Below are 22,717 nucleotides of genomic sequence, written 5' to 3'. Positions count from 1 at the left end.
CTGCGGTCGATCGTCGTGTCGCGGGGCGTGCTCGGGCGACGCTGGACGCGGATACGGGTCTGACGGTTCATGACGCCCTCCTCGGGTCGTGGTGTCCCTCTGGCTGACGTGAACCAGCCTCGTACGCGCGCCGTTTCGGCACATCGTGCCCACGGAGGCCCCTCCCATGCCTCCCCGGCAGGATCCGGTGCGCTCCGGCTACTCCCGGGGGAGGAGGGTGACCCCAAGATCCCCCCGACTTCGTACGGGTAAACGATCGTTTTTGGCCGAGAAACAGTCGGCGTCCGGGGCCGGTCCGGACATATGCTGCCTGCGCACAACACCGCCCACCACCAAAGCTGTCCGCCGCCCTGGCCCGCCCGGAGAGGGACCCCGCCCGATGACCACCAAGGCGATGAAGTCCCTGCTCGCCGCGCTGGCCGCGGAGGCGTCGAAGTCGATCCGGCGGCCGGCCGAACCGCGGGCCGTGATGGCGGAGTTCTGCCGGGCGATGAGCGTGCGCGCGGGCCGCCCGGTCCAGTTGGTGTTCCGGGCCTTCCCGCCGGACCTGCCGGTGTCGGGCCTGCGCCTCGAATTCGCGGACCGGTCGGTCGTCGTGGTCGAGGAGAACACCGTCCCCGAGGCCCAACTGGTCATCCTGGGCCATGAGTTGTGGCACGAGGAGCAGGGCTCCTGCGGCGCCCACGCGCTCACCACGGCCGCCCGCGCACACGCCCCCGGCCAGACGCCCGAGGTGCTGCGGAGGGCCGCGGAGCGGATCCTCGCCACCGCCGAGGTGCCCCGCGAGGCCTGTCTGGCCGTCGCGGCCCGGTCCGCCTCCGCCGACGAGCACGAGGCGGACGCGGAGACCTTCGGGCTGCTCTTCGGGCGCGAGGTGCGCACCTGGATGACCGGCCGTTACGCCCGGGGCCCGGTCACGCCGGCCACCGTCGAGGGCCGTATCGACCTGTCGATCGGCAACCGCGGCGGACGCCTGCTGCGATGATCCCGCACATCCCCTACTGGATACCCACCGCACTGCTCGCCCTCGCGCTCGCCGCCAAGCTGCCGACCTTCGCCCGCGCCTGGCGCGACCCGGACGTGCGCGCGACCACCGTGCTGCTGGCCTCCGCCACCGCCGTCCTGGTCGTCATCACCCCGGTCAACATCGAGCGCCTCAACCGGCTGACCGGCGTGCCCAACATCGCCTCGCCGTGGGCGTATTCGTTCCTGACCGCGTTCTGCGCGACCGGCCTGACGATGATCATCCGCTGGCGCGAGGAGCCCTCCGAGCGCCGCGCCCGCCGGATGCGCCGCATCTACTGGGCGTACGCGGGTGTCGTGGCCGCCCTGTGGGGGACGTTCCTGCTCGCGGACGCGCCGGAGCCGCGCGTCTACGACCTGGACACGTACTACGCCGGCACGCCCTGGATGCGCGAGCACATCCTGCTCTACCTGACCGCGCACATGGTGTCGTGCCTGGTCGCCGCCTGTCTGCTGTGGAAGTGGTTCCCGCAGATCGGCAACCGCTGGCTGAAGGCGGGCGTCGTCCTCCAACAGCTCGGCTACGCCTCGGGGTTGCTCTTCGACGCGGCGAAACTGACCGCGATCGGCGCCCGCTGGTCGGGCACCGACTGGGACGCCCTGAGCACCCGGGCGGCCCCGCCCTTCGCGCTCCTGGAGGCGATCCTGGTCGCGCTCGGCTTCCTGGTCCCGCAGGTCGGACCGTTTCTGCAGCGGTGGGTACGGGACCAGCGCGAGCACCGGCGGCTACGGCCGCTGTGGCGGGCGGTGCGTGTCCTCGGCGCGTCGGCGGCCCCGGCCCGCCTGGGCTTCTGGGCGCCGCTGGACCTGCGCCTGATGCAGCGCCGCCAGCGCATCCACGACGCACTGCGTCTGCTCGGCCCGTACTTCGACGGCGGCCTGTACGACAAGGCGTACGAGGCCGCACTTCCCGCGCACGGCGCGGCGGGCGCGAGCGCGGCGGCCGGTGCCGTCGTGGTGCGTGCCGCGCTCGACGCCCATCGCGCGGGCGTCCCCCACTCCTCCGGGACCCCGGGCGCGCGCACCGGGGCCCTGGTGACCGGTGACATCGAGGCCGTGTCCCGGGCCCTCGGTCATCCCCGCATCGTCGACACCCTCCGCCGGCGGGTGACCAGCACAGAAAGCCCGATCCCCCATGCCTGAGCCTCTCCCCGCCCACAGACCCACCGCCGTCGTCGTCGGCGCCGGCGTCACCGGCCTGCTCACCGCGGCCGCGCTGACCGAGTTCGCCGACGTCACGGTCGTCGAGCGCGACCTGCTCCCCGAGGGACCCGAGCCGCGCCGGGGCGTCCCGCAGGCCCGGCACGCGCACCTGGTGTGGAGCGGCGGGGTGCGGGCCTTCGACGAGCTGCTGCCGGGCCTGGTCGGGGAGATCGTCGCGCGGGGCGCCCGACTGGCCCACATCATGGGCGACATGGTCTCCCGGGCCCCCAACGAGATCTGGTTCCGCCGCTTCACCTCCACCCACCACCGCAACCTGGTCTGCACCCGCGACCTGCTCGACGCGGTGATACGCGACCGGGTCCTGGCCGACGAACGGATAACGCTCCGTCAGGACACCACCGTCGAGGGTCTGTTGGGCGACGCCACCCGGGTCACCGGCCTCCGCGTCCGCAGCGGCTCCGGCTCCGGCTCCGGCTCCGGCTCCGGCTCCGGCTCCGAGGTACTCGACCTCCCCGCCGACCTCGTGGTGGACGCCTCCGGCCGCGGCTCGCACGCCCCGCGCTGGCTCACCGGCCTCGGCCTGCCCGAGGTCACCGAGCGCGAGGTGAACGCCGGCGTCGCCTACGCCACCCGCCTCTACCGGGCCCCCGGCACCACCGCCGAGCTGGGCTTCCCGCTGGTCAACGTCCAGGCGAACCCGGCGAAGGCCCCCGGCCGCGGCGGCATCATCCTGCCCGTCGAGGGCGACCGCTGGATCGTCACCCTCTCCGGCACCCGCGGCGGCGAACCCACCGCCCACGCCGACGAGTTCGCCGACTTCGCGCTCTCCCTCGGCGACCCGGTGATCGGCGAGCTGATCAAGTGCGCCGAGCCGCTGGGCGAGGTGGCCACCACCCGCTCCACCGCCAACCGCCGCCGCTACTACGAGAAACTCCCCCGCTGGCCCGACGGTTTCGCCGTCCTCGGCGACGCGGTGGCCGGTTACAACCCGGTCTACGGCCATGGCATCACCGTCGCCGCCCAGTCCGCCCTCGCCCTGCGCAAGGTCCTGCGCGCGACCGACCTCGCGGCCCCCGGCACCGCCCGCCGCATCCAGCGCGCCACCGCCCGCCCGGTCGCCGCCGCCTGGGACCTCGCCGTCGGCCAGGACGCCTTCTACCCCGGCGCCGGCGACAGCCCACCCACCGCAGTGGAACGTTTCCTCGCCCGCTTCGTCGACCGCGCGGTCGCCACCGGCGCCCGCAACCCGCGTGCCCTCGGCGCCCTCCTGGACGTCATGAGCCTGGAGAAGCCCGCGCTGCGCCTCTTCTCACCGGACATGCTGATCCCGATGCTGTTCGGCCCGAAGCGCCCTCACCTCGACGCCCCTCCGCTGACGGACGAGGAGCGCGGAGCGGCCGGCTGAAACCGGTGTTTGCGCGGCGGGGCCCCTGGGCAGAGCGGGTGCATGGGAGGGGACCAGGCACCATATTCCGCCGGTCTGCGCACTCCGGTGCGCGAATACGAGGATCTCGCGCTGCCCGTCGAGGGCACCCCGCCGCAGTGGCTGTCGGGCACGCTGCTGCGCAACGGGCCCGCCTGCTTCGAGGTGGGCGAGCGCTCGTACCGCCACTGGTTCGACGGCCACGCGATGATCCACCGCTTCCGCGTCGGCGCCGACGGGGTGTCGTACTCGAACCGCTATCTGGAGACCCCGGCGCGCTCCGCCGCTCTCGCGAACGGCCGTATCACCTATGGTGAGTTCGCGACCGACCCGTGCCGCTCGATCTTCCAGCGGCTGTTCACCCTCTTCACCCCGCCGCCGCCCTCGGGCAACGCCAACGTCAGCGTGGTCCCCTTCGGCGGCCGCACGCTCGCGCTGACCGAGAGCACGCTGCCGGTCGAGTTCGAGCCGGGGACCCTGAAGACCGTCGGCGTCGTCAACCACGAGGATCGTCTCGCCTCCCAAGTCACCACGGCCCACCCGCACTTGGAGCCCGGCGGCGACAGCCTCGTCAACTACTCGGTCCGCTTCGGCCGCGTCAGCCGCTATCTGATCCACCGTCAGCATCCGCACGCCGACAGCGTCCGCGAGCTGATCGCCGAGAAACAGACCGCGAAACCGTCGTACATGCACAGCTTCGCGATCACCCCGACGTACGCCGTCCTGGTCGAATTCCCCTACCGGATCAACCCGTTGGCGCTCCTTCTGAGCGGCCGCCCGTTCATCGAGAACTACCGGTGGCAGCCGGCCGACGGCACCCGGATCACCCTCTTCTCGCTCGCCGACGGCAGCGTGGCCGGGGAGTACGAGGCGCCGGCGATGTTCGCCTTCCACCACATCAACGCGTACGAGGAGGAGGGCGGCGCGGTCGTCATGGACCTGTGCGCCTACCCCGACCCGGAGATCATCCAGGCCCTCTACCTGGACCGCCTGCGCGCGGCCGGCCCGGTCCCGCAGGCCCTGCCGACCCGGCTGCGGGTGGACCCGGGCACCGGCGAGGTCACGGTGACCCGGCTCACCGAGGAGCCCCTGGAGCTGCCCCGCATCGACTACCGGCGGCGCAACGGGCTGCCGTACCGGTACGCGTACGGGGTCGGCTCGCGGGACCGCAGGGGCGGGAACTTCGTCGACCAGCTGGTCCGGCTGGACGTCGGTTCCGGTACGACGCTCACCTGGTGCGAGGAGGACTGCCACCCCGGCGAGCCGGTGTTCGTACCGGCCCCGGAGTCGCGCGACGAGGACGGCGGCGTGATTCTGTCCGTCGTACTGGACGCCAAGGCGCAGTCGTCCTACCTGCTGGTCCTGGACGCGGCGAGCTTCACGGAGCTGGCGCGGGCCCGGGTGCCGCAGCCCGTGCCGTTCGGCTTCCACGGCGTCTTCACCGGACGGTAGGCGGCGCCGGGCGGCCGGGGAGGCGCACACTGGAGGCGACCAGGAGGAGCCATGCGCATTCCCCTACGCCTGCCGCGCCACCCCGCTCCGGCCGGCCCGTCCCGCCCGGCGCAGGTACTGGCACTGGTCGCCGTCCTGGACGAGGCGGTGGCCGCGCAGACACCGGCCGACCGGGCGGTGGCCGCCTGCGGTGAACCCGGTCCGGTCTCGCGGCAGACGGCCCGCGCGTGCGGCCTGCAGAGCATCGTCCTGCACCGGCTGCGCACCCGGCTGCAGGACCTGCGCATCACCGACCCGGAGCTGGCCCGGGCCCAGGACCGGGCGGCCCGCCTGCTGGCGTACGACCTGTGGATGCTGCGCGAGTCGCTGAACCTGGCCTTCACGGTCCATCACGACCCGCGCACCGAGGCGGCCCGGCTGCGGCTGAACGGCCTGGGCCGCCACGCCGACGACCTGCGCCGCCTGCGTGACGGCCTGCGCGCCCAGGTGGGTTGAGGGCGCGCCGGCTTCAGCTGAGGCCGAGCGAGGACAGGGCGGTCGTCCAGTCCTCCGCGATGGCGCCGCGCGCGTCGGACAGGCTCACCGTGCCGTTGCAGACGGCCTTCTTCAGCTTGTTCTCCACGGAGTCCTTGCTGGTGGCGGTCTCGTCGCCGTAGCGCGGCTCGGGCCACAGGTTCTGCTCGCTCTTGGGCGCGCCGCCCAGTTCGAGCGGGACGAGGTGGTCCTCCTCGTAGTCGGAGGTGCTGGTGTCGTCGTAGCCGTACTCGGCGATCTGCTTGACCTTCAGGGCGTTGGTGTACGACGTCGACGGGCGGACGGTGGCGGTCCAGCCCGAGACGCATATCGTCGAGTCGATGGTGCTCTGGGTGACGTCGGGGTTGTAGGCGCCGGGCTGGCAGCTCGGGTCGGGCAGCGGCAGATAGGCCTGCGAGCAGCTCTGCGCGTGCGCGGCCGGGCCGGTGGTGAGGACGAGGCCGGCGACGCCGAGGGCGAGGGACGTGGTGGTGGCGGTGAGACGACGGGTGGGACGCATGGGGGACTCCCGCGATCGGCCCGGGATTTCCGGGCGGTCGTGGGCATGACAGCACCGCGAGTGTCTATGCGGGTAGAACCATTGGGTGAATACTCGACGACCTCGCCGAACCCTTACCCGGCCATGGCATCCGATTGGCCAACGCCTGGCGGGCTCTTGGGCGTTGGGAAACCGGACGGACAACTCTCCCGATCCCGAACACCGTTGATCGATCCCGCACCGGCGCATAGTTTCCGGGGCATGACGAACGTACGGATCGGTGTAATGTACGACCGCGACTGGGCCCCCGAGGGGCTGCCCGAGTTCGCGCGGCAGGCCGAGGCGCTCGGCGCGGACGACGTGTGGGTGGTCGAGGATCTCGGGTGGGCCGGCGGGGTGTCGGCGGCCGCCGTGGCACTGGGCGCGACGGAACGCGTCCGCGTGGGCATCGGCATCGCCCCCGCCCCACTGCGCAGCCCGGCCCTGCTGGCGATGGAACTGGCCACGCTGGCAAGGGTGTTCCCGGGCCGGCTGGTGGCCGGCATCGGGCACGGCGTGCCGGAGTGGATGACTCAGGCGGGCGCCGCACCCCGCTCCCCGCTGGCCCTCCTGGAGGAGACGATCACGTCGGTGCGCGCGCTGCTGCGGGGCGAGCGCGTGCAGCTGGAGGGCCGCGAAGTCCGCCTGGCCGACATCGGGTTGGTGCACCCGCCCGCCGAGGTTCCGCCGGTCGTCGCGGGTGTCGTACGCCCCCGCTCCCTCGAACTCTCCGGCCGGGCCGCCGACGGCACGGTGATCGCCGAGGGCCACGGGCCGGGCGACCTGGACAACGCCCGCGCGCTGATCGCCAAGGGCGGCGCCGGCCCCGGCCACACCCTCACCGTCTTCGCCTTCGCCTGCGTCGGCGACGACCCCGACGAGGTGTCCCGCGCCCTGCACCCGCACACCGAGGGCCACGCCGCCTGGCTGGGCCGCCCGCAGGAGGAGGTCTTCACGGTCGCGGGGCCATCCGCCCAAGCCGCCCGAACCGTAAGGGAGTTGGCGGAGGCGGGCGCTGACACGGTGGTCCTGCGGTTCGCGGGCGAGCAGCCGCTGCGGCAGCTGGAAGCGGTGCTGGCGCGACTCTGACGTCCGGCGGTGGGCCTCCGCGTCACCGCACCAGCGACCTCCCGATGATCTCCTTCATGATCTCGGTCGTCCCGGCGAACAGCGTGCTGGCGCGGGTGTCCACGAAGTCCCTGGCGATGGAGTACTCCGTCATGTAGCCGTATCCGCCGTGCAGTTGGAGACACCTTGAGACCAGCTGCTGCTGGCGTTCGGTCACCCACCACTTGGCCATCGCCGCCTCGGTGGGCGTCAGCCGGCCCGCGACGAGTTCGCGCACACAGCGGTCCGTGAAGGTCTGGGCGATCTCCGTGTCGGTCGCCAGCTCGGCCAGCGTGAACCGGGTCGTCTGCAGCTCGGACAGCGGGCGTCCGAAGACGATCCGGTCCCGTGTGTAGGCGATCGTGCCGTCCAGGACCCGCCGCATCGTGGCGGCCGCGGTCACCGCGACGCTGACCCGTTCCTGCGGCAGGTTCCGCTTCAGGTACTCCATGCCCCGTCCCTCCTCCCCGAGCAGGTTCGCGGCCGGAACGGGCACGTCGGTGAAGGACAGTTCGGCGGTGTCCTGGGCGGACAGGCCGAGCTTGTGGAGTCTGCGACCGCGCTCGAACCCGGGCATCCCCCGCTCCACCACGAACAGGCTCAGCCCTTCCCGCCCATCCTCGGCGCCCGTGCGCGCCACCACGACCACGAGGTCGGCGATGACACCGTTGCTGATGAAGGTCTTCGCGCCGTTCAACAGGTAGCCGTCCGCGTGCCGTTCGGCCCGTGTGCGGATCCCGCGCAGGTCGCTGCCGGCGCCGGGCTCGGTCATGGCGATGGCCGCCACCAGGCTGCCGTCGGCCAGGCCGGGCAGCCAGCGCGCCTTCTGCTCGGGGGTGGCGAGTTCCCGGAAGTAGGGGGCGATCAGGTCGGTGAAGCCGTTGAGGTTCATGGAGACGGAGGTGGCGCCCGCGCGGCAGAGCTCCTCGTTGAGCACCGCGTGGAAGCGGAAGTCGTCGACACCGCTGCCGCCGTACTCCTCCTCCACGCCCAGCCCGAGCAGCCCGGCGGCGCCCGCGGCCCGGTAGAGCGACCGGTCGACCTCGCCCGCGGCCTCCCAGGAGGCGAGGTACGGGGTGACCTCCTTGGCGACGAACGCCCGGGCCATGGCCCGGAAGTCCTCGTGCTCGGTGTCGTAGAGATCGCGCTTCACAGGAGTCAAAGTATGTCGGATTACGTCCGAGCGGAAGTGGTCCGACATAAAATTGCCGCGGCACGCACCGGCGAGAATGGGGCGCCGAAGGCGAGAGGCGAGCAAGGGGACCGCGTGGAACTGCCGCAGGACGAGGCGAAGAACAGCACCCAACTGCTGATCCTGGCCGTCTACGGGCGCTACTCACGGCTGGTGCGGGGCTGGTCCTCGGTGGCCGACCTGATCACGCTGCTGGAGCGGCTGGGCGTACCGGCCCAGGCGACCCGCTCGGCCGTGACCCGGATGACCCGCCGCGGCCTGCTCACGCCGGAGCGCCGCGGTACGACCCGCGGATACGCGGCGACCGCCAAGGCGCGGCTCGTCTTCGAGGACGGCGACGAGGTCGTCTACGCCCCGCTGAAGCCGGCCCGGCTGGAGGACGGCTGGGCCATCGTGTCGTTCTCGGTCCCCGAGGCCGAGCGCGAGAAGCGGTACACGCTGCGCAAACGGCTGGTCTGGCTGGGCATGGGGCAGCTCGACAGCGGGCTGTGGATCGCGCCCGCGCGTGTGCTGCCCACCGCCGTTAAGTGGGTGCGCCGGCTCGGCCTGGAGGAGTACGTCGACGCCTTCACCGCACACCACGAGGGTCTCGGCGACACCGCCGCGCTGGTCCGCCGCGCCTGGGATCTCCGCGAACTCGCCGCCTCGTACGAGAAGTTCGTGGGTTCCTGGTCCCCGGTGCTGACCACCGCCAGGCGGCCGGCGGGCGTGGCCGACCCGGGTGACGCCTTCGCCGTCCACACCCTGGCCCTGGCACAGTGGATGCGCTTCCCCTACCTGGACCCGGGGCTGCCCGCGCAACTGCTGCCGGCGGGCTGGCGCGGCGAGGCCGCCCAGGAACTCGCCCACGAGCTCCGGGAACGCCTGGAGACGAGGGCCTTCGAGTACGTCGCCTCGGTCGTCGGAGACCCCGCCGTGCGGTGACGCACGGTCGGGGTCGGGGTCAGGGGGTCTCCAGCGGCGTGGTCTCCAGCAGTCCGGCGGCCACCTGGCGGGCCGGCGCCCGCGTCTGCTCGGCGATGCGCCGGAAGGTCTCCGCCGCCGACCGGGCCGGCCAGTCGGGCGGCAGGTGACGCGCGGGCAGCCGGGGGTCCGTGCGGATGGTGCCGAGCCACTCGGCGACCAGGCGCAGATGGATGGCGAGCGGGTCGCCGCCGGCGGCTCCGACCTGGGCGATCCAGCGCCTGTCGAAGGCCGCGTAGCGGGCGGCGATGGTCTCCAGGTCCCAGGTGTCGCGGATCATCACGTCGATGTCGGTGGCCTCGTCGGCGTGCGCGTGGAAGATCTTGACGTGGGCGGCGATGCCGAGTTCGGCGACGATCCCGGAGATGTCGACGTCGCCCGGGGCGATCCACAGTCCGCTGTAGAGGGGGCCGAAGCCGGACCAGGTGAGCCGGGAGCGCAGGTCGTGCCGCTGGCGCTGCCAGGCCTCGGGGAGCGAGAAGCCGAGCAGGGTCCAGGTGCCGTCCCAGTCGTCGTTGACCACGCCGGTGTGCCAGACACGGTTGCGGCCGCCCAGCAGGATCTGCGTCGCGTGCGGGGTCAGCCCGAAGTACATGCGGCGCCCCTGCCGCTGCCGCCGCAGCAGGCCGCGGCCCACCATGCGGGTGAGGGTGGAGCGGACGGCCTGCTCCCCCACCCCGACGCGGCCGAGGACGTCGATGACGCTGCCCGAGTACACGCCGAGCGGCCCCTCTTCGAGGACGTGGTCGCCGAAGAAGGCGAGCAGCAGCGACTGGGGGCGCAGCTGCGGGCCGGCACCGGAGGGTCCGGCGTCCGTGTCGGCGGTGGGCCTGGCCTGGGGGAGCGTCACGCCGGGCCTCCGCGCATCCGGCACCTCACGATGCGAACTCCTTCGTCCGGGGGGCATGACACCGCGAAGGTAGGCGTGTACATTGCGGCCGTCAAGAAGATGCACAACTTCTAGATCGACGGTCGTCACGGCCCACGAGCCGCCCGAACCCCCACTTCGGCCCCGGGCGGGCCGACCTTTCAACTCACCTGATTCGGCGCGCACTTGTGTGCGGCGAATCGTCCCCAGTCACTTTCCGTCAGGAGGAGCCCCATGCGACGGCGCATTCTCGGGCTTGCGATAGCAGTGGTCACGGCCGCCGGTGCGGCAGGATGCGGATCCTCGTCATCCGATTCGAGCAGTTCATCGGCCTCGGGCAGCGGCAAGACCACCCAGGTGAAGGTGGGCATCGTCCCGATCGTCGACGTGGCGCCGCTGTATCTGGGCCAGAAGAAGGGCTTCTTCAGCAGCCGCGGCATCGAGCTGAAGATGGAGAGCGCCCAGGGCGGTGCCGCCATCATCCCCGGCGTGGTCAGCGGCCAGTTCCAGTTCGGGTTCAGCAACACCACCTCGCTGATGATCGCCCAGACCAAGGGAATCCAGGTGACGTCGGTGGCCAACGGCGACGCCACCACGGGCAACACCACGACCGACGTCAGCGGCGTGGCGGTCAAGAAGGACAGTCCGATCAAGTCCGCGAAGGACCTCGCGGGCAAGACGGTGGCCGTCAACACGCTGCAGAACATCGGCGACACCACCGTGCGCGAGGCCGTGCGGAAGGACGGCGGCGACCCCTCGAAGATCAAGTTCGTCGAGCTGGCCTTCGACCAGATGCCGGCCGCGGTCAGCAGCGGCCAGGTGGACGCGGCCTGGATGGCCGAGCCCGCGCTGACGATCGCCAAGGCCCAGGGCGACCGGGTCGTCACCTCGCCGTTCGCCGAGACCGACCCGAAGCTCACCCTGACCGCCTACTTCACCTCCACCCAACTCACCAAGTCCAACCCGGAGTTGGTGAAGAACTTCGCCGCGGCGATGACCGAGTCGCTCAAGTACGCCACCGCCCACCCGGACGAGGCACGCCAGGCCATCACCACGTACACCAAGATCGACGCCACGGTGCTCAAAGACCTGACGCTCCCGTCCTGGCCGGCCGAGTACGACATGGCCTCCCTGGAGAAGCTGGCCCAACTCGGGGAGCAGGACGGCATCTTCGGCGACAAGAAGCCCGACCTGAAGGCGCTGTTCCAGTGACCCCCACGACTCTCGCGTCCCCGCGGACGCAGCCCGCCGGGACCGGTGACGGTCCCGGCGGGGCGCCCGCCCGGCGCGGCCCCGGCACGGTCACCGCGCTGCGCGGACTCGCCGGACTGGCCGGTCTTGTGGCGCTCCTGGAGGTGCTCCCGCACACCGGCGCGGTCTCGCCCGACTACCTTCCGCCCGCCTCGCGGATCGCCCGCACCCTGGGCGGACTCCTCGGCGAGCACGCCTTCTGGACGGCGCTCGGCGACACCCTGACCGGCTGGGGCCTGGGCCTGGCCATCGCGGTCGCCGCCGGAGTGACGGTGGGCGTGGTGATCGGTTCGGTCCCAGTGCTGCGCGCGGCGACCGCGTCCACCATCGAGTTCCTGCGCCCCATCCCGTCCGTCGCGCTGATCCCGGTGGCGGTGCTGCTCTACGGCACCGATCTGCGCTCGACACTGCTGCTGGTGGTGTACGCCTCCTTCTGGCAGGTGCTCGTCCAGGTGCTGGCCGGCACACACGACGTGGATCCGGTCGCGGAGGACACCGCCCGCAGCTATCTGCTCGGCGGCTGGGGGCGGCTGCGGTACGTGCTGTGGCCCACCGCGCTGCCGTACGTGATGACGGGTGTCCGGCTGGCGTCGGCGGTGGCGCTGGTCCTCGCGGTCACCGCGGAACTCGTCATCGGCTCCCCGGGCCTCGGTCACGAGATCGCGGTCGCGCAGACCTCCGGCGCCGTACCGCGGGTGTACGCCCTGGTGCTGGTCACCGGGCTGCTCGGCGTCGCGATCAACCTGGTGGCGCGGGCCGTCGAACGGCGCGCGCTGCACTGGCACCAGTCCCAGCGCGGGGAGGGATGACCCGATGACCGTCCTCACATCGGCCCGGCGGATCCTGCTCCTCCTGGGCCTGCCCGCGGTGCTGTTCGCCGCGTGGTGGTTCGCCACCGCGGGCAGCACCGACGTCTACGTCCCACCGCTCTCCGTGATCCTCGGGAAGTTCGGCGAGGTCTGGACGGCCGACCGGCTGGCGTCCGACGTCCTGCCGAGCCTGCTGCGGCTCACCGCGGGCTACCTCCTCGCCGTCGTCGTCGGCATCGGGCTCGGTCTCCTGATCGGCACGCACCGCGTCGTACGGGACGTACTGGAGCCGGTACTGGAGCTCTTCCGCGCGATCCCGCCACCGGTGCTGGTCCCCGTGATCATGCTGTTCGCGGGCATCGGCGACACCATGAAGGTCATCGTCGTCGCGAGCGGCTGCGTGTGGCCGATCCTGCTCAACACCGTCGAGGGCGTCCGCGCCGTCGACGAGGTGCTGGGTGACACCTGCCGCTCCTACGGCATCACGGGCCCGGCCCGCCTGTGGCACCTGGTGCTGCGCTCGGCGAGCCCGCAGATCGTCACCGGCATGCGGCAGTCGCTGTCGATCGGGATCATCCTCATGGTCATCAGCGAGATGTTCGCCGCCAGCAACGGCCTCGGCTTCACCATCGTGCAGTTCCAGCGCACCTTCGCCATCCCCGAGATGTGGAGCGGCGTCCTGCTGCTCGGCCTCCTCGGCTTCGCCCTGTCGCTGCTCTTCCGCCTCGCCGAGACCCGGGTCCTGGCCTGGTACCACGGCCTGCGCCGCGCCCAGCGCAACACCTGAGAAGGAGACGTCGATGCTCGACGTACGCAATCTGCAGAAGACGTACACCGGACGCAACCGCACGGTAGAGGCGCTGCGCAGCCTGAGCTTCCACATCGACGCCGGCGAACTGGTCTGCCTGGTCGGCCCGTCCGGCTGCGGCAAGACGACCCTGCTGAAGTGCATGGCCGGCCTGCTCGCCCCGACCGGCGGCGAAGTGCGCCTGGACGGCCGCCCGGTGAGCGGGCCGCCGCCGGGCATGGCGGTGGTCTTCCAGGAGTACGGCCGCTCGCTGTTCGCCTGGATGAACGTGCGCGACAACGTCGCACTCCCGCTGCGCCACAAGAAGCTCGGCAGGGCGCGCGAGCGTGAACTCGTCGACCACGCCCTGGAGGTGGTCGGCCTCGCCGACGCCCACCACGCCTATCCCTGGCAGCTCTCCGGCGGTATGCAGCAGCGCGTCGCGATCGCCCGCGCCGTCGCCTACGAGCCGAAGGTGCTGCTCATGGACGAGCCCTTCGCCGCCGTCGACGCGCAGACCCGCGCCGACCTGGAGGACCTCATCCGACGCCTGTGGCACGAACTCGGCGTCACCGTCCTGTTCGTCACCCACGACATCGACGAGGCCGTCTATCTCGGCCAGCGCACCATCATCCTGTCCAAGTCGCCGACCGTCGTACTGGAGGACCTGACGATCGACCTGCCCGCCGAACGCGACCAGCTGCACACCCGCTCCAGCACCCGCTTCGGCGAACTGCGCTCCCACGTCTACGAACAGATCCAGCGCGCCAAGCACCACAGCGGCGACACGACACCGGCCGCCCCGGCTCAGGATCTCGACCTGGAGCTGCAGAAGACCGAATCGTAGGCATTCCCTGCCCTCGACCGGCGTCTGGTGATCATTCCGATGCGGTCGGCCCGTCCCGGCATGCCATCTCCTTGCTCGCGGGCCTCGTCGCCCACGGCGTGCGGGTGCCCAGGCGTCCGGTCAGGGGGCATCCAGGCATCGGTTTGAGCTATCGCTGACTATCGTTAGCCAGCTCCCATGCCGCGTCAAGAGGTGTGCGGGGGCAATCCCCGCCCCGGCCGCGGGATCACCGTGAGCCTCCGGCTCCGAGCCGGTAACGGGCAGTTCAGGCCAGCCGATACGCCCTGGAGCGCAGCGCCCGCGAGGGACGCGCCGGGCGCCGCGGAGGCGGCCCTCTCCTTGCCGCGCAAGCGACTCACTTAGAGAGCTATCGCGATAGGCAAGCTATGGTTGCGGCACCCACCCCGAAGAAGGTCTGTCAGCACCCTGGACATCCCTCGGGCGGGGTTGTCACTGTTTCCGGCGTCACAGCCGCTTCACGTCGCAGTGCTTTTCCCTCGACGCCGCCGACTGGTCAGGAGTCGGCCGCGCCGCCCGCCGACGCCAGGACGCCGGCCAGGCCGCGATGCGCAGGCAGTCGGCACGCGACGCCGTTTCCCCATGCCCTCAGCTTCTTGACGTCCCGTCTTCGAGAGGTAGTCATGACCAGGAACAGAAGAGTTCTCACCGCGATCGCCGGCTGCTGCGCCGCACTTCTGCTGGCAGCCTGCGAGTCCAACGGGACCGAGGGGAGCGGGAGTTCGGCGGCGACCGGGAAGCCGGTGACGGGCGGCGTCCTGCGAGCGGTGGAGATCAGCGAACCGCGCAACCTCGACCCGGCCCTGCTGCAGAACACCCTGCAGGGCACGGCACTTCTGGGCAACGCGCTCTACGGCAACCTGATGGTCACCGACCAGAAGACCGGCGCGATCGAGTACCGGATGGCCACGGACTTCTCCAGCAAGGACGGCGGCAACACCTTCACGCTCACCCTGCGCAAGGGCCTGAAGTTCTCGGACGGCAGCGCGCTCGACGCGGCAGCGGTGAAGTACAACTGGGACCGCCTCAAGGACCCGTCCCTGGGCTCGGACTCCCAGCCGTACGCCTCCGTGGTGAAGTCGACGAAGGTGGTCGACGCGACGACCCTCGACGTCACGCTCGGCAGGCCGACTCCCCTCTACGGCGAGCAGGTCGTCACGACCGCCATGAACTGGATCGCCTCGCCCGCCGCGCTGAAGAAGGGCGCCAACTCCTTCGACACCGCGCCCGTCGGCGCCGGCCCCTTCACCCTCAAGTCCTGGACCCGCGGCGGCGCGCTGTCCCTCGTCAGGAACACCACGTACTACGACGCCCCCAAGCCCTATCTCGACGGCATCACCCTGACGACCGCCACCGACGCCCAGCAGCGGGTCAACACCCTGACCAGCGGGGGCGCCGACCTCGGGGTCGAGACCGACTGGGAGTCGCTCGCGAAGGACAGGACGGCGGGCCTCACCGTCACCACCGTCCCCTCCGGCGGCGGCCGGTTCCTGACGCTGAACACCAAGCGGGCGCCCTTCGACGACGTACGGGCCCGGCAGGCGGTCAGCGAGGCGCTCGACATCGACGCGCTCAACTCGGCCGTCTACGAGGGCAAGGCGGAGACCGCGCAGGGCCTCTTCCCGAAGAACAGCCCGTACTACAACGACGTCGCCCTGCACACCTACGACAAGCAGGCGGCCCAGAAGCTGTTCGACGAACTGGCCGCCGACGGCAAGCCGGTGACCTTCACCTTCACCACGTTCCCGACCGACAAGGCCCTCGCCGAGGCGGTGCAGGCGCAGCTCGGCGCGTACAAGAACGTCACCGTCAAGATCAACACGGTGGACTGGTCTGAGTCGGGCAAGGTCTACGGCCAGAAGCAGTACGACATGCTGACGTCCACCGCGTTCTTCCTCGACCCCGAGCCCGCCCTGTCCGCTGCCTTCTCCGGCAAGTCCCCGCGCAACGCGTCCTTCGTCTCCGACGCCCGGCTCGACGCCGCGCTGCAGAAGGGGAGTTCGGCGACGACGGACACGGAACGCGCCGCGGCCTACAAGACGGTCTCCGAGCGGCTCGCCGCCCTCTCCCCCGCCATCCTCATCGCCCGGACCGCGCAGGCCGCGGTGACGAAGAAGGTGGGCGGAGTCGTGCTCGACGGGTCCGGTTCCCCGCTCCCCGCGGAACTGTGGCTGACCAAGTGAGTGAGGAACGTTGACGAACCCGCTGAAGCTGACGAAACGCAGCCGTACCGCCCTGTCGGTCGTCCGGAAGACCGGCCGCGGCCTTCTGGTGATGCTCCTGGTGACCTTCGCCCTCGTCGTCCTCATGGCCGCCGCCCCCGGCTCGGTCGCCGAGACGATCCTCGGCCAGAACGCCACGGCCGAGAACGTGACGGCCCTCAACCGCGAACTGGGCCTGGACAGGCCGGTCCTGGCCCAGTACGGCGACTGGCTCGCCCACGCCGTGCGCGGCGACCTCGGCACCTCGCCGCTCACCAACCAGCCGGTGGGCGGCGCGATCGCGGACCGCGTCCCGGTGACGCTCGAACTCACCCTGCTGGCCGTGCTGTTCGCCCTCCTCGTGGCGGTGGTGTTCGCCGTGCTGTGCGCCGCCTGGCCGGGCAGCCTCCTCGACCGGGCCCTCACCGCGGTGTCCTCGGTGCTCCTGTCCGTGCCCGCCTTCATCGCGGGCCCGGTCCTGATCTACTTCCTGTCGGTACGGCTGGGCTGGTTCCCGGTGATGGGGTGGACACCGCTCGGCCAGGGCCTCGGCGCCAACCTGCGGTCGGCGGTCATGCCGGCGCTCTCCATCGCCCTGGTGGAGGTCGCGGCCTTCCACCGGCTGCTGCGCACCGACCTGATCACCACCCTCGGCGAGGACTTCGTGGGCGCGGCCCGCGCCCGCGGCATGGGCCAGGTGTACGTCATGTTCCGGCACGCGTTCCGGCCCTCGTCCCTTTCGCTGGTCACGATGGTCGGCCTGAGCGTCGGCAGGCTGGTCGGTGCCACGGCGGTGGCGGAGTCGCTGTTCTCGCTGCCGGGGCTGGGGCAGCTCCTGATCAGCTCGATCGGCACCCGCGACGTGATCATGGTGCAGGGCATGGTCGCCTTCACCGGCGTCGTCTGCGTCGCCGTGAACACGCTCGCCGACATCGGTTACGGCATGGTCGACCCGCGGGTCAGGCGGGCGGCGGCGGCATGACGACCACGGAAGCCCGCAACGGGGTCCCGACGGTCCCGGTCGAGCCCCCGGACGACACGCGCCTCCCGGACGTCACCCCGCTGACCGCGCGCAGGTCCGTCCTGACCTGGCTCAGCGGAACCTGGCTCGTGCTGATCGCCGCCCTCGCCGTCCTGGCGCCGGTGCTCCCGCTGGCGTCGTACACGATTCCCATCGGATCACCGCACACGGCACCGGACTTCGGCTCCCTGTCGACGGTGCTCGGCACGGACGGCCTCGGCCGGTCGATGCTCTCCCGGCTGGTCTACGGGGCCCGGGTCTCGCTCGTCGTCGGCGCCGCCGCCTGTCTGATCGCCTTCGTGGCCGGGACGGTGCTCGGGATGCTGGCCGGCTACTTCGGCAGGTGGTTCGACGGCGTCGTCGTCCTCTCCTCCGACGTCATGCTCGCCTTCCCCGGCCTGGTGCTGCTCCTGGCCCTCGCCTCGATCTACGGTCCGAGCGTCAGGACCCTCGTGGTCGGCATGGGCGTCATGGGCGTCCCGCAGTTCCTGCGGCTCGCCCGCGCGCACACGCTGGCCTGGTCCTCGCGGGAGTTCGTGCGGGCGGCGAAGGGGCTCGGCGCGAGCGACGCCCGGATCCTGGTCCGGGAGATCCTGCCGAACGTCCTGCCGCCGCTGGCCTCGTACCTGCCGATCGTGCTGTCGCACGTCGTCGTGGCGGAGGGGTCGCTCAGCTTCCTGGGGCTGGGCATCCCGGCCCCTCGCCCCTCGTGGGGCGGGATGATCAACGCGGCCAAGGACTCCATCGCCGACCAGCCCTTCCTGGTGTTCGTGCCGGCGACCGCAATCTTCCTCACCGTCTTCGCCCTCAACCAGATCGGCGACGGCCTCAGGAACCGCTTCGACAAGTCGGTCGGGCATTGAGAGGAGGACCGAAGCCATGCACAGTCAACCACTGCTCGAAGTGACCAACCTCCGCGCGTACTTGAGCTCCAGACGAGGTGTCGTCAAGGCCGTCGACGACGTGTCGTTCTCGCTCGGCCACGGGGAGGCCATGGGGCTGGTCGGCGAGTCCGGTTCGGGCAAGTCCGTGATGTCCCGCGCGATCATGGGGCTGCTGCCCCGCCGCGGCGACCGCACCGGGTCCGTCAGGTTCAAGGGACAGGAGCTGATCGGGCTGCCCCGCAAGGCGATGAGCGAGATCTGGGGCCCGCAGATGTCCATGGTCTTCCAGGACCCGAGCCGTTCGCTCAACCCGGTGCTCACCGTGGAACGGCAACTCACCGAAGGCATGCGCAAGCACCTCGGCCTCGGCAGGTCCGAGGCCCGGGCCCGCGCGGTCCGACTCCTCGGTGAGGTCGGCATCTCCGACCCGGAGCGCAGACTGCGCGCCTACCCGCACGAGATGTCGGGCGGGATGTGCCAGCGGGTGATGATCGCCGTCGCGCTCGCCTGCGAGCCCGAGCTGCTGATCGCCGACGAACCGACCACGGCACTCGACGTCACCGTCCAGCGGCAGATCCTGGACCTGCTCCGCCGTGTGCAGCGGGAACGGGCCATGTCGATGATCCTCATCAGCCACAACCTCCCCCTGGTGGCGGGCCGGACCGACCACATCGCGGTGATGTACGCCGGCCGCCTGGCCGAGACCGGACCGACCCGGCAGGTGTTCCGGACCCCACGGCACCGGTACACACAGGCGCTGCTGGCCGCCACGCCGACCATCACGCACGAACGGCACAGCCTCTTCCCGCTCATCCCGGGCTCCCTGCCGAGCGCGTTCGAGCCACCGCCCGGCTGCCGCTTCGCGGACCGCTGCACCCACGCTTCCGGTGCGTGCCACGAGGTGAGCCCGAAGATGGTCCAGCTCTCCGACGGCCGGCACGTGGCCTGCGCCAACCCGGTGGAGGTCCCTCTCACAGCGAAGGGTGAGCACGATGGCCGGTAGCGGAACCGCGCATCTGCGGGGCGAAGAGGCGCTGTTGAGCGTGCGCAACCTGGTGGTCGAGCACCGCACCCGTGGCGGCACGGTGCAGGCCGTCTCCGACGTGAGCTTCGACGTCCTGCCGGGCGAGACACTCGGCGTCGTCGGCGAGTCCGGCTGCGGCAAGTCCAGCATGGGCCGGGCCGTCCTGAGACTCGGCGAACTGACCTCCGGGGAGGTCACCTGTGCCGGCGTACGCATCGACCGAACCGGCGAGCGGAGGCTGCGCCCGCTGCGGCGCGACCTGCAGATGATCTTCCAGAACCCGCTGGGGTCGCTCAACCCCCGCCGGCACGTCAAGGAGATCGTCGCCGAGGGCCTGGCCATCGCCGGGACACCGGCCGCCGAGCGGGAGAAGCTCGTCGCCGACATGCTCACCGAAGTGGGCCTGGACCCCGAGCGCTTCTCCGACGTGCTGCCCAGACAGCTCTCCGGCGGCCAGGCCCAACGCGTGTCGATCGCCCGCGCCCTGGCCCTGAAGCCGAAGCTGCTGATCTGCGACGAGCCGGTGTCCGCGCTCGACGTGTCGGTCCAGGCGCAGATCCTCAACCTGCTGGAGAAGCTGAAGCCCGAGTTCGGCCTCACGATCGTCTTCATCGCGCACGACCTCGCCGTCGTGCGGTCGGTGAGCGACCGCGTGATGGTCATGTACCTCGGAAAGGTCTGCGAGTTCGGCGACTCCGTCGAGGTGTACGACGCTCCGGCCCACCCGTACACCCGGGCGCTGCTGGAGTCCGTACCGCTGCCGGACCCGGACGAACCGTTCGCCGGCTCGCCGCTCGAAGGAGAGGTGCCCTCCCCGCTCGCGCCGCCCAGCGGATGCAGGTTCCGCGGCAGATGCCCGCTGGCCCAGGAGGTGTGCGCGCGGTCGGAGCCGGAGATCCGCGAGGTCCGGCCCGGCAGGTTCGCGGCCTGCCACTTCCCGCTGCAGCCGGAGCCGACACCTCGCGAACCCTGAGCCCGGGAACACCGGCGCGGACGATGCCGAACCCCCGGCGAGCCGGCCGAGAGGCCGCCGCGCCGGGGGTTCGTGTCGCTCGGGCCGATCCTGACCTCAGCCCGAGCCGCTCCCGATCACCAGCGTTCCGCTCAGGGTCCGCCCGTTGGTGACGTTGGCCATGTCGACCGTGTAGCTGCCGTCGGTGAGCTCGTCCGACGTCGTGAAGACCACGGACTTGGAGTCCTCGGCCCACTTGAAGTACGAGATGTCCACCGGCGATCCGTCCTTCAGGATCGAGAACGAGGCGTCCGAGGCGCCCAGGGCCCGGTCGAACGTCGCGGTGAGCTGGTGCGCGCCGCTCTGCGTGACCGTCATCGTGGGATGCGTGCCGGGATCGGTCGCCGGGATCTTCACCCACAGGGCGGGACGTACGCCGCCGAGCGGATTGGTCACGAGGCGCCCGTACGAGGCGACGAAGCCCGCGGAGTTCGCGAAGGCGGCGTAGCGCTGGTCGACGCCGGGCGTCCGCAGCCACCACCAGCCGGAACCACCGGAGTTGAGCGCACCGACCAGCGCCTGGTCGTCGCCGATGTAGGTCTCGTACTCCTGCTGCGACAGCACGAAGACCTTGTCCGTCGTGTCGCTTCCGGCGAGTGTCTTGTAGTCGGTGTTCGGTGTGTTGCCGATCCGGGTGCCGATGATCTTCGCCTGGTCGTCGGCGCTGAGACTGTCGTAGAACGAGCCGTTCAGGTAGGCGCGGAGCTCGCTGTTCTCCCAGGTGGTGTAGAGCGCCTGGCCCGTGGTCGGGTTGTACGCGCTGTTGTACGCGGCGTCGGTCAGGTCGTCCTTGGCGACGATCAGCTGGCGGTCGTCCTTCTTGGCGAGCACGATCCACTCGCGTCCGCCGAAGCTGACGACGGCGTTGCCGCCGTTGTCGAAGCCGGGGTCGACCGCCGGCGCTGCGGGGTCGCTCAGCGAGACCGTGTTGACCGCGGTGTCGTAACTCGTGTCGAGCCCGAGGGTCCTGCCGATGAAGAGGAGCGGCACGAACAGCTCACCGTCGACGAGCTGCGCGGCGGCGTCCATCCTGACGTCCGTGTGCACGACGACCGCGCGGTCGCTTCCGGCGGTGAGCTGGATCGTCAACTCGTCGTTCGTGGCGGTCAGTTGCCGGGACGACTCGTCGTACGAGGTCTTCAGGCCGAGCGAGTCCAGTGCGGTCGAGGGGACCAGTACCTCGCCGTCCCGCACGATCGCGGGGTGGTCGAGGGTGACGGGTGCGCCGTTGTGGACGACGGCGGTGTTCCCGCCGTCCGCCATCGCCGCGAGCTTCGCCTCGACGCGGGCGACCGCGTCCGTGTACTTCTGCGTGCCGGGGTAGTACGCCGGGGTGAGCATCTCCTCGTACACCGCGCGCGCCTGTTCCAGATCCGCCGCGGTCGGCGCGCCGGACGTCTCGTTCTCGCCGGTCTCGTAGATCTCGGCGAGCTTCTCGAGCGCTTCCTGCATCTTGCGGATGGTGCCGTGGTCGGCGATGTCCCTGGCCCGGGTGAAGTACTTCAGCGCCATCGACACCTTGGTCTCGCCGGCGGGGATGGGCAGGTCCGGGCCGGTGCCGTCCTCGTTGAGGTACCAGAAGCCGAGGTAGGCGTTGGCGGTGGCGTCGTTCTTCAGGTAGTTCTCGGAGTCGTAGCCGGTGGCCGCCTTCTCCATGTACTGGAGGGCCTCCTCACCGGCGGTCATCCCGCTGTCGGGAGGGATACGGCCGAACCAGTAGAGCTCGGCCACATAGCGCCAGCCCTTGAAGTCGCCCTCCGAGTTGGCGGCCGCCAGGTAGTACGGCAGCGACGCCTTGTAGTCGATCATCTCGGGGTAGATGGCCTTCATCTCGTCGTTCGCGTACGACTCGGCGAGGGCGTGGTAGATGTCGGACTGCGCGGTGCCGCTGTTGTCGAGGCTCTTCAGGTCGGCCAGCCCTTTGTGGACCGCCAAGAGCCCGAAGCGCCGGATGACGGACCAGCCCGACTCGCCACCTATGTTGTTGCCCATGTTCGCGCCGTAGTACGGCGTGTAGATGTTGGACTCGTCGTCCCGCACGAATCCGCCGCGCTCGTAGTAGGTGTAGTTGACGACCGCGTCCAGGGCGCCGATGTCGCCGAGCTTCGCCGACCGGTACCAGTACTTCATGGCCTTCAGGTTGTTCTGGGCCGTGGTGGAGCTCAGGAACTTCCCGTCGCCGTTCGGATCGCCCGAAGTGGTCGTGGTCCAGAGGAGGTTGCCCCGCTGGAACAGGTCGGTCGCCTCCCGGTCCGCCTTGAAGTAGACCGACAGGACGGTGGAGTTGTCGCCGGCGACGGTCGACCACTTCACGGTGGTGTTCTTCCGGTCCAGCGTGTAGCCGCGCGGGGCGTCGAGGTCGTCCGCGGTGAGCTTGACCTTCGCGCCCGCCGTGGCGGTACGCGTCTCGCTGGAGTTGGCCTTCGCCGGGTACGTTCCGGACCTGGTCCCGTCGAACCACTGGATCTTGTACGTGGCTTGGGGGGCGTCCGCGGCGGCTGCCTGCACGCTCGGCAGCATCAGGGCCGCGGCGAGTGAGATTCCGATCGTTCTGAACATTTCCCGCCTCTCGGGTGAGCGGAAAGAAGAAGATCTGCGGCTCGTTGACGTATCACGATCT

21 protein-coding genes are annotated in these 22,717 nt (G+C 70.9%); 16 read left to right on the top strand and 5 right to left on the bottom strand.

Going from position 1 to position 22,717, the window contains the following annotated elements; genetic code table 11:
- Positions 1 to 379: 379 nt before the first annotated feature.
- The 5 genes from ABZ848_RS00590 to ABZ848_RS00570 all read left to right on the top strand — a co-directional run bounded on the left by ABZ848_RS00590 (position 380) and on the right by ABZ848_RS00570 (position 5,557).
- Positions 380 to 985 carry a toxin gene (locus tag ABZ848_RS00590; RefSeq protein ID WP_360822946.1) on the top strand — a complete coding sequence of 202 codons (606 nt, stop codon included), beginning with the start codon at positions 380 to 382 and terminating at the stop codon, positions 983 to 985.
- A complete protein-coding gene (locus ABZ848_RS00585; RefSeq protein WP_360822943.1) occupies positions 982 to 2,166 on the top strand; it encodes an MAB_1171c family putative transporter in 1,185 nt (394 codons plus the stop codon). Before ABZ848_RS00590 ends, ABZ848_RS00585 begins: the two co-directional genes overlap by 4 nt.
- Positions 2,159 to 3,592 (top strand): FAD-dependent monooxygenase, encoded by a 1,434-nt coding sequence (locus ABZ848_RS00580; protein ID WP_360822940.1) that lies wholly within the window; start codon positions 2,159 to 2,161, stop codon positions 3,590 to 3,592. Before ABZ848_RS00585 ends, ABZ848_RS00580 begins: the two co-directional genes overlap by 8 nt.
- Positions 3,593 to 3,679: 87 nt before the next feature.
- The gene (locus ABZ848_RS00575) at positions 3,680 to 5,062 is read left to right on the top strand and encodes a carotenoid oxygenase family protein (RefSeq protein WP_360822937.1); all 1,383 of its coding nucleotides are present in this window, start codon (positions 3,680 to 3,682) and stop codon (positions 5,060 to 5,062) included.
- A gap of 51 nt (positions 5,063 to 5,113) precedes the next feature.
- On the top strand, positions 5,114 to 5,557 hold the full coding sequence (locus ABZ848_RS00570; RefSeq protein WP_360822935.1) for a hypothetical protein: 444 nt from the start codon (positions 5,114 to 5,116) through the stop codon (positions 5,555 to 5,557).
- Positions 5,558 to 5,570: 13 nt separating this feature from the next.
- On the opposite strand, the gene ABZ848_RS00565 is transcribed toward ABZ848_RS00570, so the two are convergent.
- Positions 5,571 to 6,095, bottom strand: a complete 525-nt coding sequence (locus tag ABZ848_RS00565; protein ID WP_360822932.1) for a hypothetical protein — start codon at positions 6,093 to 6,095, stop codon at positions 5,571 to 5,573.
- Positions 6,096 to 6,335: 240 nt separating this feature from the next.
- Between ABZ848_RS00565 and ABZ848_RS00560 the strand changes: the two genes are divergently transcribed.
- On the top strand, positions 6,336 to 7,202 hold the full coding sequence (locus ABZ848_RS00560; protein ID WP_360822929.1) for an LLM class flavin-dependent oxidoreductase: 867 nt from the start codon (positions 6,336 to 6,338) through the stop codon (positions 7,200 to 7,202).
- A gap of 22 nt (positions 7,203 to 7,224) precedes the next feature.
- Here the strand turns inward: ABZ848_RS00560 and ABZ848_RS00555 are convergent, their stop codons facing one another.
- Positions 7,225 to 8,373, bottom strand: a complete 1,149-nt coding sequence (locus ABZ848_RS00555) for an acyl-CoA dehydrogenase family protein (protein WP_360822926.1) — start codon at positions 8,371 to 8,373, stop codon at positions 7,225 to 7,227.
- 114 nt (positions 8,374 to 8,487) lie between these two features.
- On the opposite strand from ABZ848_RS00555, the gene ABZ848_RS00550 reads away from it, so the two are divergent.
- The gene (locus tag ABZ848_RS00550; RefSeq protein ID WP_360822923.1) at positions 8,488 to 9,336 is read left to right on the top strand and encodes a PaaX family transcriptional regulator C-terminal domain-containing protein; all 849 of its coding nucleotides are present in this window, start codon (positions 8,488 to 8,490) and stop codon (positions 9,334 to 9,336) included.
- Between the two features lie 19 nt (positions 9,337 to 9,355).
- Here ABZ848_RS00550 and ABZ848_RS00545 read toward each other — a convergent pair whose 3' ends face one another.
- On the bottom strand, positions 9,356 to 10,225 hold the full coding sequence (locus tag ABZ848_RS00545) for a PaaX family transcriptional regulator C-terminal domain-containing protein (protein ID WP_360822920.1): 870 nt from the start codon (positions 10,223 to 10,225) through the stop codon (positions 9,356 to 9,358).
- A 179-nt stretch (positions 10,226 to 10,404) separates the two neighbouring features.
- Positions 10,405 to 10,614 (bottom strand): hypothetical protein, encoded by a 210-nt coding sequence (locus ABZ848_RS00540; RefSeq protein ID WP_360822917.1) that lies wholly within the window; start codon positions 10,612 to 10,614, stop codon positions 10,405 to 10,407.
- Here ABZ848_RS00540 and ABZ848_RS00535 point away from each other — a divergent pair.
- The 9 genes from ABZ848_RS00535 to ABZ848_RS00495 all read left to right on the top strand — a co-directional run bounded on the left by ABZ848_RS00535 (position 10,607) and on the right by ABZ848_RS00495 (position 20,058).
- On the top strand, positions 10,607 to 11,455 hold the full coding sequence (locus tag ABZ848_RS00535; RefSeq protein ID WP_360822914.1) for an ABC transporter substrate-binding protein: 849 nt from the start codon (positions 10,607 to 10,609) through the stop codon (positions 11,453 to 11,455). The genes ABZ848_RS00540 and ABZ848_RS00535 overlap by 8 nt on opposite strands.
- Positions 11,456 to 11,553: 98 nt before the next feature.
- Positions 11,554 to 12,303: an ABC transporter permease gene (locus ABZ848_RS00530; RefSeq protein ID WP_360824284.1), complete on the top strand. Its 750-nt coding sequence runs from the start codon at positions 11,554 to 11,556 to the stop codon at positions 12,301 to 12,303.
- A gap of 4 nt (positions 12,304 to 12,307) precedes the next feature.
- On the top strand, positions 12,308 to 13,090 hold the full coding sequence (locus ABZ848_RS00525; protein WP_360822911.1) for an ABC transporter permease: 783 nt from the start codon (positions 12,308 to 12,310) through the stop codon (positions 13,088 to 13,090).
- Between the two features lie 13 nt (positions 13,091 to 13,103).
- The gene (locus ABZ848_RS00520) at positions 13,104 to 13,937 is read left to right on the top strand and encodes an ABC transporter ATP-binding protein (protein ID WP_360822908.1); all 834 of its coding nucleotides are present in this window, start codon (positions 13,104 to 13,106) and stop codon (positions 13,935 to 13,937) included.
- A gap of 641 nt (positions 13,938 to 14,578) precedes the next feature.
- The gene (locus ABZ848_RS00515) at positions 14,579 to 16,138 is read left to right on the top strand and encodes an ABC transporter substrate-binding protein (RefSeq protein WP_360822906.1); all 1,560 of its coding nucleotides are present in this window, start codon (positions 14,579 to 14,581) and stop codon (positions 16,136 to 16,138) included.
- A 10-nt stretch (positions 16,139 to 16,148) separates the two neighbouring features.
- Positions 16,149 to 17,138: an ABC transporter permease gene (locus ABZ848_RS00510; RefSeq protein ID WP_360822903.1), complete on the top strand. Its 990-nt coding sequence runs from the start codon at positions 16,149 to 16,151 to the stop codon at positions 17,136 to 17,138.
- A complete protein-coding gene (locus ABZ848_RS00505) occupies positions 17,135 to 18,040 on the top strand; it encodes an ABC transporter permease (RefSeq protein WP_360822900.1) in 906 nt (301 codons plus the stop codon). Before ABZ848_RS00510 ends, ABZ848_RS00505 begins: the two co-directional genes overlap by 4 nt.
- A 16-nt stretch (positions 18,041 to 18,056) precedes the next feature.
- A complete protein-coding gene (locus tag ABZ848_RS00500; RefSeq protein WP_360822897.1) occupies positions 18,057 to 19,064 on the top strand; it encodes an ABC transporter ATP-binding protein in 1,008 nt (335 codons plus the stop codon).
- Positions 19,054 to 20,058, top strand: a complete 1,005-nt coding sequence (locus tag ABZ848_RS00495; protein WP_360822894.1) for an ABC transporter ATP-binding protein — start codon at positions 19,054 to 19,056, stop codon at positions 20,056 to 20,058. Before ABZ848_RS00500 ends, ABZ848_RS00495 begins: the two co-directional genes overlap by 11 nt.
- 96 nt (positions 20,059 to 20,154) lie before the next feature.
- On the opposite strand, the gene ABZ848_RS00490 is transcribed toward ABZ848_RS00495, so the two are convergent.
- Entirely contained in the window at positions 20,155 to 22,656 is a 2,502-nt protein-coding gene (locus tag ABZ848_RS00490; RefSeq protein WP_360822892.1) for a DUF6273 domain-containing protein, read from the bottom strand.
- Positions 22,657 to 22,717 lie beyond the last annotated feature (61 nt).

The organism is Streptomyces sp. NPDC047081, assembly GCF_040643775.1.
In the GTDB taxonomy this organism is placed as follows: Bacteria; Actinomycetota; Actinomycetes; order Streptomycetales; family Streptomycetaceae; genus Streptomyces.
Note: the sequence above shows the minus strand (reverse complement) of the source record. Positions and strands in the feature narration are given on the sequence as shown.